Raw genomic sequence first — 14644 nt, forward strand, 5'->3', positions numbered from 1 at the left:
GATGAGTTTCCAGGCGCCCAAGGGCACCTTCGACGTCGTACCACCGAGATCGGCCACCTGGCTCGCGGTGCGGGAGGCACTGAGCCGACCGCCCCGGCTGGCGGGGTACGAGTACGTCGAAACACCGATGTTCGAGGACACCGGGCTGTTCGTCCGCGGCGTGGGTGAGTCGACCGACGTGGTGACGAAGGAGATGTACACCTTCGCCGACCGGGGGGGCCGCTCGCTGACGCTGCGCCCGGAGGGTACGGCCGGCGTGCTGCGCGCCATCGCTGAACGCGGCCTGCACCGCGGCCAGCTTCCGGTGAAGGTGTGGTACGTCGGGCAGAACTTCCGGTACGAACAGCCGCAGTCCGGCCGCTACCGCCAGCACACCCAGGTCGGGGTGGAGACGATCGGCGGCGACGACCCGGCCCTGGACGCCGAGGTCGTCTGGATGGCCTGGCAGGCCCAGCGGCAACTCGGCCTCACCGGCACCCGGCTGCTGCTCAACAGCCTGGGCTGCCGGGAGTGCCGTCCGGCCTACCGCGAGCTCCTCCAGGACTTCCTGCGCGGGATCGACCTGGACGACGACACCCGCCGGCGGGCCGCGATCAACCCCATGCGGGTGCTGGACGACAAGCGCCCGGAGGTCCAGGCCCAGCTCACCGACGCGCCGATGATCACCGACCACCTGTGCGGCGCGTGCAAGGAGCACCACGAGCAGGTCCGCTCCTACCTCGCCGATCTCGGCGTGGAGTGGGAGGACACGCCGCGTCTCGTGCGCGGGCTCGACTACTACGTACGCACGACGTTCGAACTCGTCCACGGCGGGCTCGGCGCGCAGTCCGCCATCGGTGGCGGTGGCCGCTACGACGGGCTGCTGGCCACGATCGGGGGCCCCGACCTCGGCGGGGTCGGCTTTGGGCTCGGCCTGGACCGCACCGTGCTCGCCGTCGAGGCGGAGGGGCTGACGGTCGGGGAGACCAGCCGGTGCGACGTGTACGTCGTACCCCTCGGCGCCGCGGCCCGGCGGCGGACGGTCACCCTGCTGCGGGATCTGCGCGAGGCGGGCGTACGGTCCGACACGAGCTACGGTGGCCAGGGCCTCAAGGGCGCGATGAAGGCGGCCGACCGTTCCGGCGCGGCGTTCGCGCTCGTCCTCGGCGACCGCGACCTGGAGCAGGACAGCGCCCAGCTGAAGGACCTGCGCAGCGGCGGACAGCGGGCCGTCCCGCTCGCCGACCTGGTCGACGTAGTGGCGGAAGCCCTGGCGACGGCGCACGCCGAACAGGACCGACCAGGCCAGAACGGACCAGGCCAGAACCCTTCAGGGCAGGACCAGACAGCACCGACAACGAAGGAGACGCACGGGTGATCCGTACGCACGAGGCCGGCACGCTACGCGCCGACCATCTGGACGCGACCGTGACCCTGGCCGGCTGGATCGCCCGGCGCCGTGACCACGGCGGCGTGGCCTTCCTCGACCTGCGTGACGCCTCCGGGACCGTCCAGGTGGTGATCCGCGACGAGGAGACCGCGCACGGCCTGCGTCAGGAGCACTGCCTGCGGGTGGTCGGTGAGGTCCGGCGCCGTCCGGAGGGCAACGCCAACCCCAACCTGCCGACCGGCGAGGTGGAGGTGGTGGCCACCGAGGTGGAGGTACTCAGCACCGCCGAGGCGCTGCCGTTCCCGATCGAGGAACACCACCAGACGCCGGTCAACGAGGAGGTCCGGCTCCGGCACCGCTACCTCGACCTTCGCCGGCCGGAGATGGCGGCCAAGCTGCGCACCAGGTCGCGAGTGACCCGGCTGATCCGCGACGTGATGGACGAGCACGGCTTCGTCGACGTGGAGACGCCCTACCTCACGCGGTCCACCCCCGAGGGCGCCCGCGACTTCGTGGTGCCGGTCCGGTTGCAGCCGGGCAGCTGGTACGCCCTTCCGCAGTCGCCGCAGCTGTTCAAGCAGCTGCTGATGGTCGCCGGCATCGAGCGCTACTACCAGATCGCGCGGTGCTTCCGGGACGAGGACTTCCGCGCCGACCGGCAGCCGGAGTTCACCCAGCTCGACGTGGAGATGTCGTTCTGCGACACCGACGACATCATCGCGCTGACCGAGCAGGTGCTCGCCCGGGTGTGGAAGACCGTTCTGGGGTACGACATCCCGCTGCCGATCCCGCGGATGACCTACGCCGAGGCGATGCGCAGGTTCGGCATCGACCGGCCCGACCTGCGCTTCGGCAACGAGCTGGTCGACTTCACCGAGTACTTCGCGCAGACGCCGTTCCGGGTCTTCCAGGCCAAGGGCGAGGACTTCCACGTCGGCGCCGTCGTGATGCCCGGAGGAGCGGGGCAGGCGCGCAAGGAGCTGGACGCCTGGCAGGAGTGGGCCCGCTCGCGCGGTGCGAAGGGTCTGGCGTACGTGCTGGTCGGTGAGGGCGGCGAGCTCGGCGGCCCGGTGGCCAAGAACCTCTCCGAGGACGAGCGTGCGGGCCTCGCCGAGCACGCCGGTGCGAAGCCGGGCGACTGCGTCTTCTTCGCGGCCGGCCCGCGCACGGAGGCGCTGGCACTGCTGGCGGCGGTGCGCCTCGAGGTGGGCGAGCGCTGTGGGCTGATCGACCACTCCCGCTGGGAGTTCTGCTGGGTGGTCGACGCGCCGATGTTCGAGCCGGTGGAGACATTCGGCGGCGAGAAGGGGTGGACGGCGATCCACCACCCGTTCACCGCGCCGACGGCGGAATGGGCCGACCGGTTCGAGGAGGATCCCGGGCAGGCGCTGTCCCAGGCGTACGACATCGTGCTGAACGGAAACGAGATCGGCGGCGGGTCGATTCGTATTCACCGGGCCGACGTCCAGCAACGCGTCTTCGACCTGATCGGCCTGTCGCACGAGGAGGCGGCCAGCCAGTTCGGGTTCCTGCTGGAGGCGTTCAAGTACGGCCCGCCGCCGCACGGCGGCATCGCGCTCGGGCTGGACCGGCTGGTGGCGCTGCTGACCGGCGCGGAATCGATCCGCGACGTCATCGCGTTCCCCAAGAGCGCGTCCGGCGCCGATCCGCTCACCGGCGCGCCCACGCCGATCTCGCCGGCCCAGCGCCGGGAGGCGGGAATCGACGTGGTCCCGGGCAAGTCGTCCGGAACCGGACGCCACCGGGCAGACGACGCGAAAGTCACCGATAGGGTCGGCAGCGACGACGCTGCGTCAGGAGCCTGACTTTCTTTCACTGCAGACGACCTGGGCGGAAAACGCCGTCAAGTACCCGTCGATGACGTTTGTGTTTCGGCGGCCGGCCCCTTCGGGCCGGCCGCCGTTTTAATTACCCAGCGTGCCGTAGCTGCTGCAAATCGCTTACCTTTTGTCACGGCAAGCGTTTACAAATCGTGATCCAAACGGCGCTGTGTATATGCCCGATGTCGTTTATCGTCAGGCGTCACACACTTCGGACACAGCGCGTCGCCGACTGCTGTGTGTCGTGATTCGTAAGCCAGGAAGGCGTACGGCAACCCATGGCGGACCCGACCCTGCTCGAGACCGGTAGCAGTACACCGGTCGCCCCTCCGGAGAACCCGGTCAAGAGCAAGTCTCCGACGCAGATCGCGCTGGAGCGGCTTCGTAAGGACAAGATCGCCATCATCTGCGCGGTCGTCGTCCTTTTCTTCGTTCTGCTCGCGGTCTTCGCCGACGTCATCACCGCCGTCACCCACACCGACCCGAGCACCCTGCACCAGGACCTCGTCGACGAGTACGGCTTTCCGACCGTCAACCCCAGTGCGGCGCACCCGTTCGGGCTGGAACCCCGCCTGGGCAGGGATCTGTTCGCCCGCTGGGTGGAGGGCAGCCGCCCGTCCCTGATCGTCGCAACCAGCGCGGCGGTCATCTCCACGGTCATCGGCACCGCGATGGGCCTGCTGGCAGGCTTTCTGGGCGGACGGATCGACCGGGCCATCTCCTGGCTGATCGACCTGATGCTGTCGATGCCGCTGATTCTGTTCGTGTTCGCGATCGTCCCGGTCGTACAGGCACGGTTCCCCTCCGACGACGCCACCGTCTCGAAGGTGCGGCTGTGGTCGCTGGTGGCGATCTTCGCGATCTTCGGCTGGACCGGCCTCGGCCGGCTGGTCCGGGCACAGGTGCTGTCGCTGCGCGAGCGGGAGTTCGTCCAGGCGGCCCGGGCGATCGGCGTACCGACGCACCAGATCCTGTTCCGCGAGCTCCTGCCCAACCTCACCGGCCAGATCATCGTGTTCCTGTCGCTGGCGGTGCCGAGCTACATCGCTTCCGAGGCAGGGCTTTCCTACCTCGGAATCGGGCTGACCGAGCCGACACCCTCGTGGGGGCGCACCATCAACTCCGCGCTCACCTATTACCAGACGTACCCCATCTACTTCTGGCAACCGGCGCTGGCGATTCTCGTTCTGGTGCTGGCACTGAACCTTCTCGGCGACGCGATCCGCGACGCCTTCGACCCAACGACTCGTCGGTAGCACGTGCCGACGGCCCACTGCAAGGAAGGCAAGTAAGTGACTCGTATGCGATGGAGAAGGCTGGCTGCAGCCGCCGGCGTGCTCGCGCTCGGCGCGACGGCCGCCTGTGGGGGAGGCGCCTCGCCTTCGGAGAAAGCGCAGGAGCAGCAGAAGAAGCAGCAGCAGGGTGGTTCTTCTGCCGAGGCGCCCAAGGGCGGCGGTTTCGACGTCGTTCTCGACGCCCAGGCCAAGGCGCCGGCCAAGGACATCGCCGGTGCGCAGAAGGGCGGCACCGCGACCGTCCTCACCGCGGCGGCGCCGGAGACCTTCGACCCGACCCGGGCCTACTACATCGACTCCCTCGCGGTGCTGCGGCTGACCGCGCGCACCCTTACCGCGCTGGAACTTCGCGCGGACGGGAAGTACTACCTGGTCCCCGACCTGGCCACCGACCTGGGCCAGCACAACGCGGACTACACCGAGTGGAAGTTCACCCTCAAGGACGGGCTGAAGTACGAGGACGGCTCTCCGATCAAGGCCCAGGACGTCGCCTATGCGGTGAAGCGGTCCTTCGCGACGGAGGAGCTTCCCGGCGGCCCGACGTACCAGCAGAGCTACTTCCTGGACGGCACGAAGTACAAGGGCCCGTTCAAGTCCAAGGCCAACGGCGGCGGACTGGACTACCCGGGCGTGTCCACCCCTGACGACAAGACGGTCGTCCTGAAGATGGCCAAGCCGTTCCCGGACCTCGCCTACTACGCGACCTTCCCGGTGTTCAGCCCGATCCCGCAGGCCAAGGACACCAAGGACGCCTACGGGAACAAGCCGCTGGCGGCGGGCCCGTACAAGTTCGACAGCTACCAGAAGGGCAAGCGCCTGGTCCTGGTCAAGAACGACCAGTGGGACCCCAACACCGACCCGGTGCGCCACCAGTACGTCGACAAGTACGACTTCAAGTTCAGCCAGAACCCGATCAAGCTGCAGGAGCAGCTGATCGCGGACAACGGCCCGGACCAGACCGCGATCACCTACGACGGTGTCGACTCCTCGCTGCTGCCGAAGATCCAGGGCAAGGAGCCGGAGAAGCGGATGCTGACCGGTGACGGCACCTGCACCGACTTCATCTACCTGGACACCCGGCGGATCCCGCTCGAGGTGCGCAAGGCGCTGGTCACGGCGTGGCCGTTCGACTCGATCCACAAGGCGGGCGGCGACAGCCCGTTCACCTACACCCCGGCGACGACGATCCTGCCGAAGGTGACGCCCGGGTTCGTGAAGTACGACCTGTTCGGCAACGGCGGCAAGGGTGACGGCGACCCGGCGAAGGCCAAGAAGATGCTGGAGAAGGCCGGAAAGCTCGGCTTCGACGTCGTGTGGGCCTACTCAAACGACAACGACATCGCCGCGCAGGTCTCCGCGGTGCGGTCGCAGAAGCTGAAGGCGGCGGGCTTCAAGACCACCGCGATCCCGATGCCGCGCGACCAGGTGCGGGCGGAGTTCGACAACCCGAAGTCGAAGATCAACATCAGGCCGCTGGGCTGGTGCCTGGACTGGCCGTCGGGCACGACGGTGTTCCCGGCCATCTTCGACGGACGCCTGATCGCGCTCAACCCGACCTCCGCGCCGAACAAGTCGTTCCTGAACGAGCCCGACATCAACGCCGAGATCGACCGGATCTCCTCGCTTCCGCTGGATAAGCAGGAGCCGGAGTGGGCCAAGCTCGACAAGACGATGATGCAGAAGTACGTGCCGGTCATCCCGGTCGACTACAACAAGACCAACTTCCTCTTCGGCTCCAAGCTCGGCGGTGTCGTCCTCGACCCGTTCAGCGGCGGGCCCGACTTCACCAAGCTGTACGTGAAGCAGTAGGCAGTACCCGGCGGGTGGGAAGGGCGATCCCCTTCCCACCCGCCGCTCGGTCAACAGTCTTTCGGGCCGCACCGCGAGGTTTGCCAACATGTTCGGATACATCGTGCGACGGATCGTCGCCGGCATCGCCGTGATCCTCGTGGTGATGGTCGCGTCGTTCTTCCTGTTCTTCCTCGGGCCTTCCCAGCCCGAGTACTCCATCTGCGGCAACCGCAACTGCACGCCCGACCGGCTCGCGGACATCCGGCGCAGCCTGTCGCTGGACAAGCCCGTGCCCGAACAGTTCGCGGAGTTCTTCACCGGCATCGTCACCGGCCGGGAGATTCACTCCGGCGGGTTCGTGAAGAAGTGCGACGTGCCCTGCCTGGGCTACTCGTTCGTGGCCGACCAGCCCGTCACGACGATGATCGTGCAGGGACTTCCCGTCACGATCTCGGTCGCGCTCGGTGCGATGGTCATCTTCACCGTGTTCGGTGTCACCACCGGTGCCCTGGCGGCGATCCATCGCGGAACCCTGTGGGACAAGACCCTTGTCAGCGGGTCGATGGTGCTGACGTCGTTCCCGTACTACCTCGTCGCACTGCTCGCCGCCATCTACCTCACGATCCAGTACCAGGTACTTCCGCGCAGCGGGTACGAACCATTACTGCAGAATCCGCTCGGCTGGTTCAAGGGCCTGCTGCTGCCGTGGGTGGTGCTCGGTGCGGTGTACGCAACGAGCTACGCCCGCTACACCAGGGCCGCCATGGTGGAGGCGCTCGGTGAGGACTTCGTCCGTACCGCGCGGGCCAAGGGACTCACCGTACGCAAGGTCAACTTCAAGCACGCGCTCCGCGCCGGCCTGACGTCGGTGGTGACGATCCTCGGCCTCGACCTCGCCAACCTGCTCACCGGCACGGTGTTCACCGAGCAGATCTTCAACGTGCAGGGGCTCGGCCTGATCGCCCTCAACGCCTTCGGCAACGGCGACCTGCCGGTCATCATGGGATCGGTGTTGTACGCGTCGTTCCTGCTGGTGGCGCTCAACATCGTCGTCGACATCGTCTACAGCTTCCTCGACCCGCGGGTGCGACTCGGATGACCACCAACGACAACTCCAGGACCACGGGGGCCCCCGGCTCCACCGGGACCTCCCGAACCTCCGCGGACGACGGCACGCCGTTCCTCGCGGTGGACAACCTCTCCGTCCGCTTCCCGACCCCCGACGGCATCGTCAACGCCGTCACCGAACTCTCCTACGACGTGCACCTGGGCCGGACCCTCGGCATCGTCGGCGAGTCCGGGTCGGGCAAGAGTGTGTCCAGCATGGCGATCATGGGCCTGCACGACCGGCGCCGGGCGAGGATCACCGGCAGCATCCGCCTGCAGGGCACGGACCTGGTGGGTGTGGACGACGAGCGCATGCGGCGCATCCGGGGCAACGCCGTCTCGATGATCTTCCAGGACCCGCTGTCCAGCCTGCACCCGTTCTTCAGCATCGGCGACCAGATCGCCGAGGCGTACCTCGCCCACCACAAGGCGTCCAAGGGTCAGGCTCGCAGACGCGCGATCGAGATGCTGGACCGCGTGGGCATCCCGCAGGCCGCCCGCCGGGTCGACGACTACCCACACCAGTTCTCCGGCGGTATGCGCCAGCGGGCGATGATCGCGATGGCGCTGGTCAACGACCCCAAGCTGCTGATCGCCGACGAGCCGACCACGGCCCTGGACGTGACGGTGCAGGCGCAGATCCTCGACCTGCTGCAGGACCTGCAGAAGGAGTTCGGTTCGGCGATCATCCTGATCACCCACGACCTGGGCGTGGTGGCCGAGGTCGCCGACGACGTGCTGGTGATGTACGGCGGCCGCTGTGTGGAGTACGGCACCGGCAGGCAGATCCTCACCCGGCCCGAACACCCCTACACCTGGGGGCTGCTGTCCAGCGCGCCACACCTGACCGGTGACCCGGACAAGCGGCTGAATCCCATCAAGGGGATGCCGCCCAGTCTGATCAACCTGCCGTCGGGGTGTTCGTTCCACCCGCGTTGCCCGTACGCGCCCCGGCTGCCCGACGACCGGTGCGTCACCACCCTGCCCGAGCTGCGGCCGGGCGGGCGGGTGCAGAACCACCTGAAGGCGTGCCACCTACCGGATCCCGACGAGATCTTCGTCGAAGAGATCCTGCCGCGGATCGGGTGAGGGAGAAGCTGCCATGACCGAAAGCACCACCAGACCCACGTCCCCCGCGACCGGCACGGGACCGGCCTCCACCCGGCGGCCCGTGGGCGACCCCGCTGCTCCACTGCTGGAGGTACGCGACCTCGTCAAGCACTTCCCGGTCCGCTCCACCGGCGTGGTCCGGCGGGTGGTCGGCCAGGTCCAGGCGGTGGACGGGGTCTCCTTCACCGTGGGGCGCGGCGAGTCCCTCGGCCTGGTCGGCGAGTCCGGCTGCGGCAAGTCGACGACCGGCCGGCTGATCACCCGGCTGCTGGACCCGACCAGCGGCGAGGTCCGCTTCGAGGGCACCGACATCAGTACGCTGACCGGCCGGAAGCTGCTGCCGTACCGGCGCAAGATCCAGATCATCTTCCAGGACCCGTACTCCTCGCTGAACCCCCGGCACACCGTGGGCAGCATCATCGGCACGCCGCTGCGGGTGCACGACATCGTCCCCCGGAACAAGGTGCTGTCGAGGGTGCAGGAACTCCTCGAGGTGGTCGGTCTCAACCCCGAGCACTACAACCGTTATCCGGGGGAGTTCTCCGGCGGCCAGCGGCAGCGGATCGGGATCGCCCGGGCGCTCGCCGTGCGGCCCCAGCTGATCGTGGCCGACGAGCCGGTCAGTGCCCTGGACGTGTCGATCCAGGCCCAGGTCGTCAACCTGCTCGCGGACCTGCAGAAGGAGTTCGGCATCTCCTTCGTGTTCATCGCCCACGACCTGGCGGTGGTACGTCACTTCTGCCCCAGGGTCGCGGTGATGTACCTCGGGAAGGTCGTCGAGATCACCGACCGGGAGCGGCTGTACACCCAGCCGCACCACCCCTACACCCAGGCACTGCTGTCGGCGGTGCCCGACGTGGGACAGGCGGCGATCGGCGGCCGGCGGGAGCGGATCCGGTTGTTCGGCGACGTGCCCAGCCCGATCGACCCGCCGTCGGGATGCCGGTTCCGTACGCGGTGCTGGAAGGCGCAGGAGATCTGCGCCACCCAGGAACCGCCGCTGATCCAGATCGCGGGCGGACACCGGGTGGCCTGCCACTTCGCGGCCCCGCCGACGGCGGCCGACGCCCAGGCGAGCCAGGTGGCCGCGGCCGCCGCGGCCGAGGGCGACGGCGAGGTCCACCCGGAGGACCTGACGTCGCTGCGCTGACCGCACGCGGGCCGGATGGAAGGGGGCGGCTCCGGATAGTCTCGGGGCCGTGACCGACGAGGCGTTGTTCGAGGTGTCCGGCCGGGCCGGCGGATCCGGCGGCCCGGGTGCCACCGGTGCCACTGGAGCCGGTGCGCCCCGTGGCTCCGGGAGCCTGGCCGACACCGACCACCAGGCGGCGCCGCTGGCCGTACGCATGCGCCCCCGGACCCTCGACGACCTGGTGGGCCAGCGTCAGCTGCTGGCACCGGGTGCGCCGCTGCGCCGCATGGTCGAGGGCGACCAGGCCATGTCGCTGCTGCTGTGGGGGCCGCCCGGCTCCGGCAAGACCACGATCGCCTCGATCGTGAGCCGCCAGACCAACCGCGCTTTCGTGGAGGTCTCGGCCGTTTCCGCCGGGGTGAAGGAGGTCCGCGCCGTCATCGACGCGGCCCGCCGCGACCTCGGGAGAGGCCGGGAGACGGTGCTGTTCGTCGACGAGGTGCACCGGTTCAACAAGGCCCAGCAGGACGCACTGTTGCCGGGCGTCGAGAATCGCTGGATCTCACTGGTCGCGGCCACCACCGAGAACCCCTTCTTCTCCGTCATCTCACCGCTGCTGTCGCGGTCGTTGCTGTTGCGGCTGGAGCCGCTGTCCGACGACGACATCGGCGAGCTGGTCGACCGGGCGCTCGCCGACGGGCGCGGACTGGCCGGCGCGGTGGAGCTGGCCCCGCAGGCCCGCGAGCACCTGGTCCGGATGGCCGGCGGCGACGCCCGGCGGGCGCTGACCTACCTCGAGGCCGCGGCCGGCGCCGCGCAGTCCAAGGACACCAGCGAGGTCGACCTGGCCACGCTGGAGACGGCGGTCGACCGGGCCGCGGTCCGCTACGACCGCGACGGCGACCAGCACTACGACGTCGCCAGCGCGTTGATCAAGTCGATCAGAGGCAGTGACGTGGACGCCGCGCTGCACTACCTCGCCCGGATGGTCGAGGCGGGGGAGGACCCCAGGTTCGTCGCCCGCCGCCTGGTGATCTCGGCCAGCGAGGACATCGGGATGGCCGACCCGACCGCGCTCGCTGTCGCGGTGGCCGCCCACCAGGCCACCCAGTTCGTCGGCCTGCCCGAGGCCGCGATCAACCTGGCCCAGGCGGTCATCCACCTCGCGCTGGCGCCGAAGTCCAACGCGGTGGTCACCGCGATCGGGGCGGCCCAGGCCGACGTGCGGTCGGGCCGGATCGGCCGGGTGCCGGCGCACCTGCGTGACGCGCACTACAGCGGTGCCAGGAAGCTCGGCCACGGAGCCAGCTACCGCTACGCCCACGACGACCCGCGCGGCATCGTTGCCCAGCAGTACGCACCCGACGAGATAGCCGGCCGGACCTACTACCACCCCACCGGCCGGGGCGCCGAAGGAGCCGCGGCGCAGCGCCTGGAGCGAATCCGGCGCATCCTCGCCGGCGAGGAGTGAGGGCCCGATGCGGCCCTTCCACCGGCGGCGGAATCCTTCGGGCAAACCGTGCCAGGTCGGCGCCGCGACACGGCACCCAGGGGCGGCGCGCGCCGCGCCGTCAACCGTTATAGGTTTGGTCGCCATGACTGCCGGTGAAATCGCGGGCTTGATCGCGGCCGCGGCGCTGCTGCTGCTCGTGGGGCTTCTCGCCTACCCCATCCTCAAGCTCGGCAAGGTGCTGGACGAGACCCGCCTGCTCGTCCGGGGCGTCTCCGACGAGAGCGTACCGTTGCTGGGTGAGGTCACCACGACGGTGACGACCACCAACGCCCAGCTCGAACGCGTCGACGCGATCACGTCGCGGGTGCAGACCGTCTCCGACAACGTCGCCGGCCTGAGTTCGCTGTTCGCGGCCACGCTCGGTGGCCCGCTGGTGAAGGCGGCCGCCTTCTCCTACGGCGTTCGCCGGGCGATCACCGCGCGTAGCCGCCGTGACGTGGAGCGCGAGGTGCGTTCGCAGATGCGCGGTGGCCGCCGCCGTAAGGGGGCCGACGTCGCATGAGGCGATTGGTGTGGGTCGTGGTGGGAGCCACCGTCGGTGTCGTGGTCGTCCGCAAGCTGTCCCAGCAGGCGGAGATCTTCAGCCCCCAGGGCCTGGCCAGGCAGCTGGGCGGGCTCGGCGAGGCGGTGCGTGCGTTCGGTGAGGAGATCCGGGCAGGCATGGACGCCCGCGAGCAGGAGCTGCGCAGCGCCCTCGCGCTGGACGCCCCCGAGCCGAACGGTCACACGGGTCTGGACGTCGAGGCCGCGACGCGCCTCGCCCGTGACCCGAACACGAGCTGGAGGGACGGTAACTGATGGACACGGCGGAGATTCGCCGGCGCTACCTGCGCTTCTTCGGGGAGCGCGGCCACACCGTCGTTCCGTCGGCCTCGCTGCTCCTCGACGACCCCAACCTGCTGTTCGTCAACGCCGGCATGGTGCCGTTCAAGCCCTACCTGCTGGGCCAGGAGACGCCGCCCTATCCCCGGGCGACCAGCGTGCAGAAGTGCGTACGCACCGGTGACATCGAAGAGGTCGGCAAGACCACCCGGCACGGCACGTTCTTCCAGATGAACGGCAACTTCTCCTTCGGCGACTACTTCAAGGAACAGGCGATCGAGTCCGCCTGGGAGCTGGTCACCCGCCCGGTCGGCGAGGGCGGCTTCGGCCTGCCGGAGTCCCGCATCTGGGTGACCGTCTACCACGAGGACGACGAGGCCGCCCGGATCTGGCAGCACCGCATCGGGCTGCCCGAGCACCGCATCGTGCGCCGCGGCATGGCCGACAACCTGTGGTCGATGGGCGTGCCCGGCCCGTGCGGACCGTGCAGCGAGCTCTACATCGACCGCGGCCCCGAGTACGGCTCCGAGGGGGGCCCGGAGGTCGACGAGGACCGCTACCTGGAGTTCTGGAACCTCGTCTTCATGCAGTGGGTGCGCGGCGAGGGCCCGGCCAAGGAGGGCTACGAGCTGCTCGGCGACCTGCCGGCCAAGAACATCGACACCGGCATGGGCCTGGAGCGGATGGCCGCGCTGCTGCAGGGCGTGGACAACATCTACGAGAACGACGAGATCCGGCCGGTCCTCGACCGCGCGACCGAGCTGAGCGGGCGCGCGTACGGCGCAGACCACCAGGCCGACGTACGCCTGCGGGTCGTCGCCGACCATGTGCGCTCGGCGCTGATGATCGTCAGCGACGGCATCTCGCCGGGCAACGAGGGACGCGGCTACGTACTGCGCCGGATCATCCGCCGGGCCGTCAACCAGATGCGGCTGCTCGGCGTCGACGAGGCCACCATGCCCGCGCTGCTGCCGGTCAGCCAGTCGCGGATGAAGCTGTCCTACCCCGAGCTGGAGCGGGACTGGCAGCGGATCAGCTCGGTCATCTACGCCGAGGAGGAGACGTTCCTCGGCACGCTGAAGACCGGTGCCCAGATCTTCGACCTCGCGGCCACCGAGACCAGGCAGTCCGGTGGGTCGGTGCTGCCCGGGGCCAAGGCGTTCCAGCTGCACGACACCTACGGCTTCCCGTTCGACCTGACCATGGAGATGGCTGCCGAGCGCGGCCTGTCGGTCGACGAGGAGGGCTTCCGCCGGCTGATGGCCGAGCAGCGCACCCGCGCCAAGCAGGACGCAGCCGCCCGCAAGACCGCACACGCCGACCTGTCCGCCTACCGTTCGGTCGCCGACACTCTCGGCCGCTCGGTGGAGTTCACCGGGTACGACGAGGTGGTGTCGGAGGCCCGCGTGGCCGGCCTGCTGGCCGGCGGGGAGCCGGTCACCTCCGCCCGTGAGGGCGAGACCGTCGAGCTGGTGCTGGACCGTACGCCGTTCTACGCCGAGGCCGGTGGCCAGCTGGCCGACGAGGGCGTGGTCGAGCTGGCCAACGGCGCCCGGCTGGTCGTGCACGACGTCCAGTCACCGCTGTCCGGCCTGATCGTGCACCAGGCGAAGGTGCTCGAGGGTGAGGTCGTGCCGGGCGCCGCCGCGCAGGCCCTGGTCGACGTGGAGCGCCGGCGCGCGATCTCGCGCGCGCACACCGCGACCCACATGGTGCACAAGGCGTTCCGGGAGGCGCTCGGGGAGACCGCGGCGCAGGCGGGCTCGGAGAACGCCCCCGGCCGGTTCCGGTTCGACTTCACCGCCACCGGCCCGGTGCCGGAGAGCGTGCTGGCCGAGGCCGAGGAACGCGTCAACGACCTGCTGCTCGCCGACCTGCCGGTGACCGCGGAGGAGATGCCGCTGGTCGACGCGCGCCAGGCCGGCGCGATGGCGCTGTTCGGTGAGAAGTATCCCGACGTGGTGCGGGTGATCTCCGTCGGCGACTGGGCGCGGGAGCTGTGCGGAGGCACGCACGCCGGCCGTTCCGGCCAGCTGGGCGTGGTCAAGCTGCTCTCGGAGTCCTCGATCGGTGCCGGCATCCGCCGGGTGGAGGCGCTGGTCGGCGCGGACGCCTACCGCTTCCTCGCCCGCGAGCACGTGCTGCTCGGTCAGCTCGCCGAGGCGGTCAAGGCCCGTCCGGAGGAGCTCCCCGAGCGCGTGGCCGGCATCATCGACCGGCTACGCACCGCCGAGAAGGAGCTGGAACGCATCCGCGTGCAGCAGGTGCTCGCCGCGGCGGGCCAGCTCGCCGCCAGTCCCAAGGACGTGTTCGGGGTGTCGTTGGTCGCCCACCGGGTGGACGGCGCCTCGGCCGGTGACCTGCGCAAGCTGGCGCTCGACGTGCGCGGCCGGATGCCCGCCGACCGGCCGGCCGTGGTCGCCGTCGTCGGTACCAGCGGTGGCCGGCCCTCGGTGGTGGTGGCGGTCAACGACGAGGGCCGCAACTGGCGGCTGTCGGCGGGTGCGCTGGTCAAGGTGGCCGCCGGGGTGCTCGGCGGCGGTGGCGGGGGCAAGGACGACGTCGCGCAGGGTGGCGGCACCGACCCCGGCAAGGCCGACGAGGCCCTTCGCGAGGTCGAGTACGCCGTCGGCACGCGGGTCACGAGCAGCTGAGCGCGGACGG

At 69.8% G+C, this 14644-nt stretch carries 11 protein-coding genes; all 11 read left to right on the top strand.

What is annotated here, in order from left to right; translation table 11 throughout:
• Position 1 precedes the first annotated feature (1 nt).
• Positions 2 to 1357, top strand: coding sequence for a histidine--tRNA ligase (hisS, locus tag BLU27_RS19980; protein ID WP_092655191.1), 1356 nt, complete (start codon positions 2 to 4; stop codon positions 1355 to 1357).
• Complete coding sequence (aspS, locus tag BLU27_RS19985) at positions 1354 to 3195, top strand: aspartate--tRNA ligase (RefSeq protein WP_092655192.1); 1842 nt, start codon at positions 1354 to 1356, stop codon at positions 3193 to 3195. Before hisS ends, aspS begins: the two co-directional genes overlap by 4 nt.
• 293 nt (positions 3196 to 3488) lie before the next feature.
• Positions 3489 to 4466, top strand: coding sequence for an ABC transporter permease (locus tag BLU27_RS19990; protein ID WP_092655193.1), 978 nt, complete (start codon positions 3489 to 3491; stop codon positions 4464 to 4466).
• 45 nt (positions 4467 to 4511) lie between these two features.
• Positions 4512 to 6314 (top strand): ABC transporter substrate-binding protein, encoded by a 1803-nt coding sequence (locus BLU27_RS19995; protein WP_092655194.1) that lies wholly within the window; start codon positions 4512 to 4514, stop codon positions 6312 to 6314.
• 88 nt (positions 6315 to 6402) lie between these two features.
• Positions 6403 to 7395: an ABC transporter permease gene (locus BLU27_RS20000; RefSeq protein ID WP_092655195.1), complete on the top strand. Its 993-nt coding sequence runs from the start codon at positions 6403 to 6405 to the stop codon at positions 7393 to 7395.
• Positions 7392 to 8492 (top strand): ABC transporter ATP-binding protein, encoded by a 1101-nt coding sequence (locus BLU27_RS20005; protein ID WP_092655196.1) that lies wholly within the window; start codon positions 7392 to 7394, stop codon positions 8490 to 8492. Before BLU27_RS20000 ends, BLU27_RS20005 begins: the two co-directional genes overlap by 4 nt.
• 13 nt (positions 8493 to 8505) lie before the next feature.
• The gene (locus BLU27_RS20010) at positions 8506 to 9663 is read left to right on the top strand and encodes an ABC transporter ATP-binding protein (RefSeq protein WP_092655197.1); all 1158 of its coding nucleotides are present in this window, start codon (positions 8506 to 8508) and stop codon (positions 9661 to 9663) included.
• A 49-nt stretch (positions 9664 to 9712) separates the two neighbouring features.
• Entirely contained in the window at positions 9713 to 11116 is a 1404-nt protein-coding gene (locus tag BLU27_RS20015; RefSeq protein WP_422386053.1) for a replication-associated recombination protein A, read from the top strand.
• Positions 11117 to 11240: 124 nt separating this feature from the next.
• A complete protein-coding gene (locus BLU27_RS20020) occupies positions 11241 to 11660 on the top strand; it encodes a DUF948 domain-containing protein (RefSeq protein WP_092655198.1) in 420 nt (139 codons plus the stop codon).
• Positions 11657 to 11956 carry a DUF6167 family protein gene (locus BLU27_RS20025; RefSeq protein WP_197681501.1) on the top strand — a complete coding sequence of 100 codons (300 nt, stop codon included), beginning with the start codon at positions 11657 to 11659 and terminating at the stop codon, positions 11954 to 11956. Before BLU27_RS20020 ends, BLU27_RS20025 begins: the two co-directional genes overlap by 4 nt.
• Positions 11956 to 14634, top strand: coding sequence for an alanine--tRNA ligase (alaS, locus tag BLU27_RS20030; protein ID WP_092655199.1), 2679 nt, complete (start codon positions 11956 to 11958; stop codon positions 14632 to 14634). Before BLU27_RS20025 ends, alaS begins: the two co-directional genes overlap by 1 nt.
• Positions 14635 to 14644 lie beyond the last annotated feature (10 nt).

Source organism: Actinopolymorpha singaporensis, assembly GCF_900104745.1.
In the GTDB taxonomy this organism is placed as follows: Bacteria; Actinomycetota; Actinomycetes; order Propionibacteriales; family Actinopolymorphaceae; genus Actinopolymorpha; species Actinopolymorpha singaporensis.

Bases quoted from the DNA above. Each gene is read 5' to 3' on its own strand.
- hisS (WP_092655191.1), top strand. From the start codon at position 2: ATGAGTTTCCAGGCGCCCAAGGGCACCTTCGACGTCGTACCACCGAGA.
- BLU27_RS19990 (WP_092655193.1), top strand. From the start codon at position 3,489: ATGGCGGACCCGACCCTGCTCGAGACCGGTAGCAGTACACCGGTCGCC.
- BLU27_RS19995 (WP_092655194.1), top strand. From the start codon at position 4,512: ATGCGATGGAGAAGGCTGGCTGCAGCCGCCGGCGTGCTCGCGCTCGGC.
- BLU27_RS20000 (WP_092655195.1), top strand. From the start codon at position 6,403: ATGTTCGGATACATCGTGCGACGGATCGTCGCCGGCATCGCCGTGATC.
- BLU27_RS20005 (WP_092655196.1), top strand. From the start codon at position 7,392: ATGACCACCAACGACAACTCCAGGACCACGGGGGCCCCCGGCTCCACC.
- BLU27_RS20010 (WP_092655197.1), top strand. From the start codon at position 8,506: ATGACCGAAAGCACCACCAGACCCACGTCCCCCGCGACCGGCACGGGA.
- BLU27_RS20020 (WP_092655198.1), top strand. From the start codon at position 11,241: ATGACTGCCGGTGAAATCGCGGGCTTGATCGCGGCCGCGGCGCTGCTG.
- BLU27_RS20025 (WP_197681501.1), top strand. From the start codon at position 11,657: ATGAGGCGATTGGTGTGGGTCGTGGTGGGAGCCACCGTCGGTGTCGTG.
- alaS (WP_092655199.1), top strand. From the start codon at position 11,956: ATGGACACGGCGGAGATTCGCCGGCGCTACCTGCGCTTCTTCGGGGAG.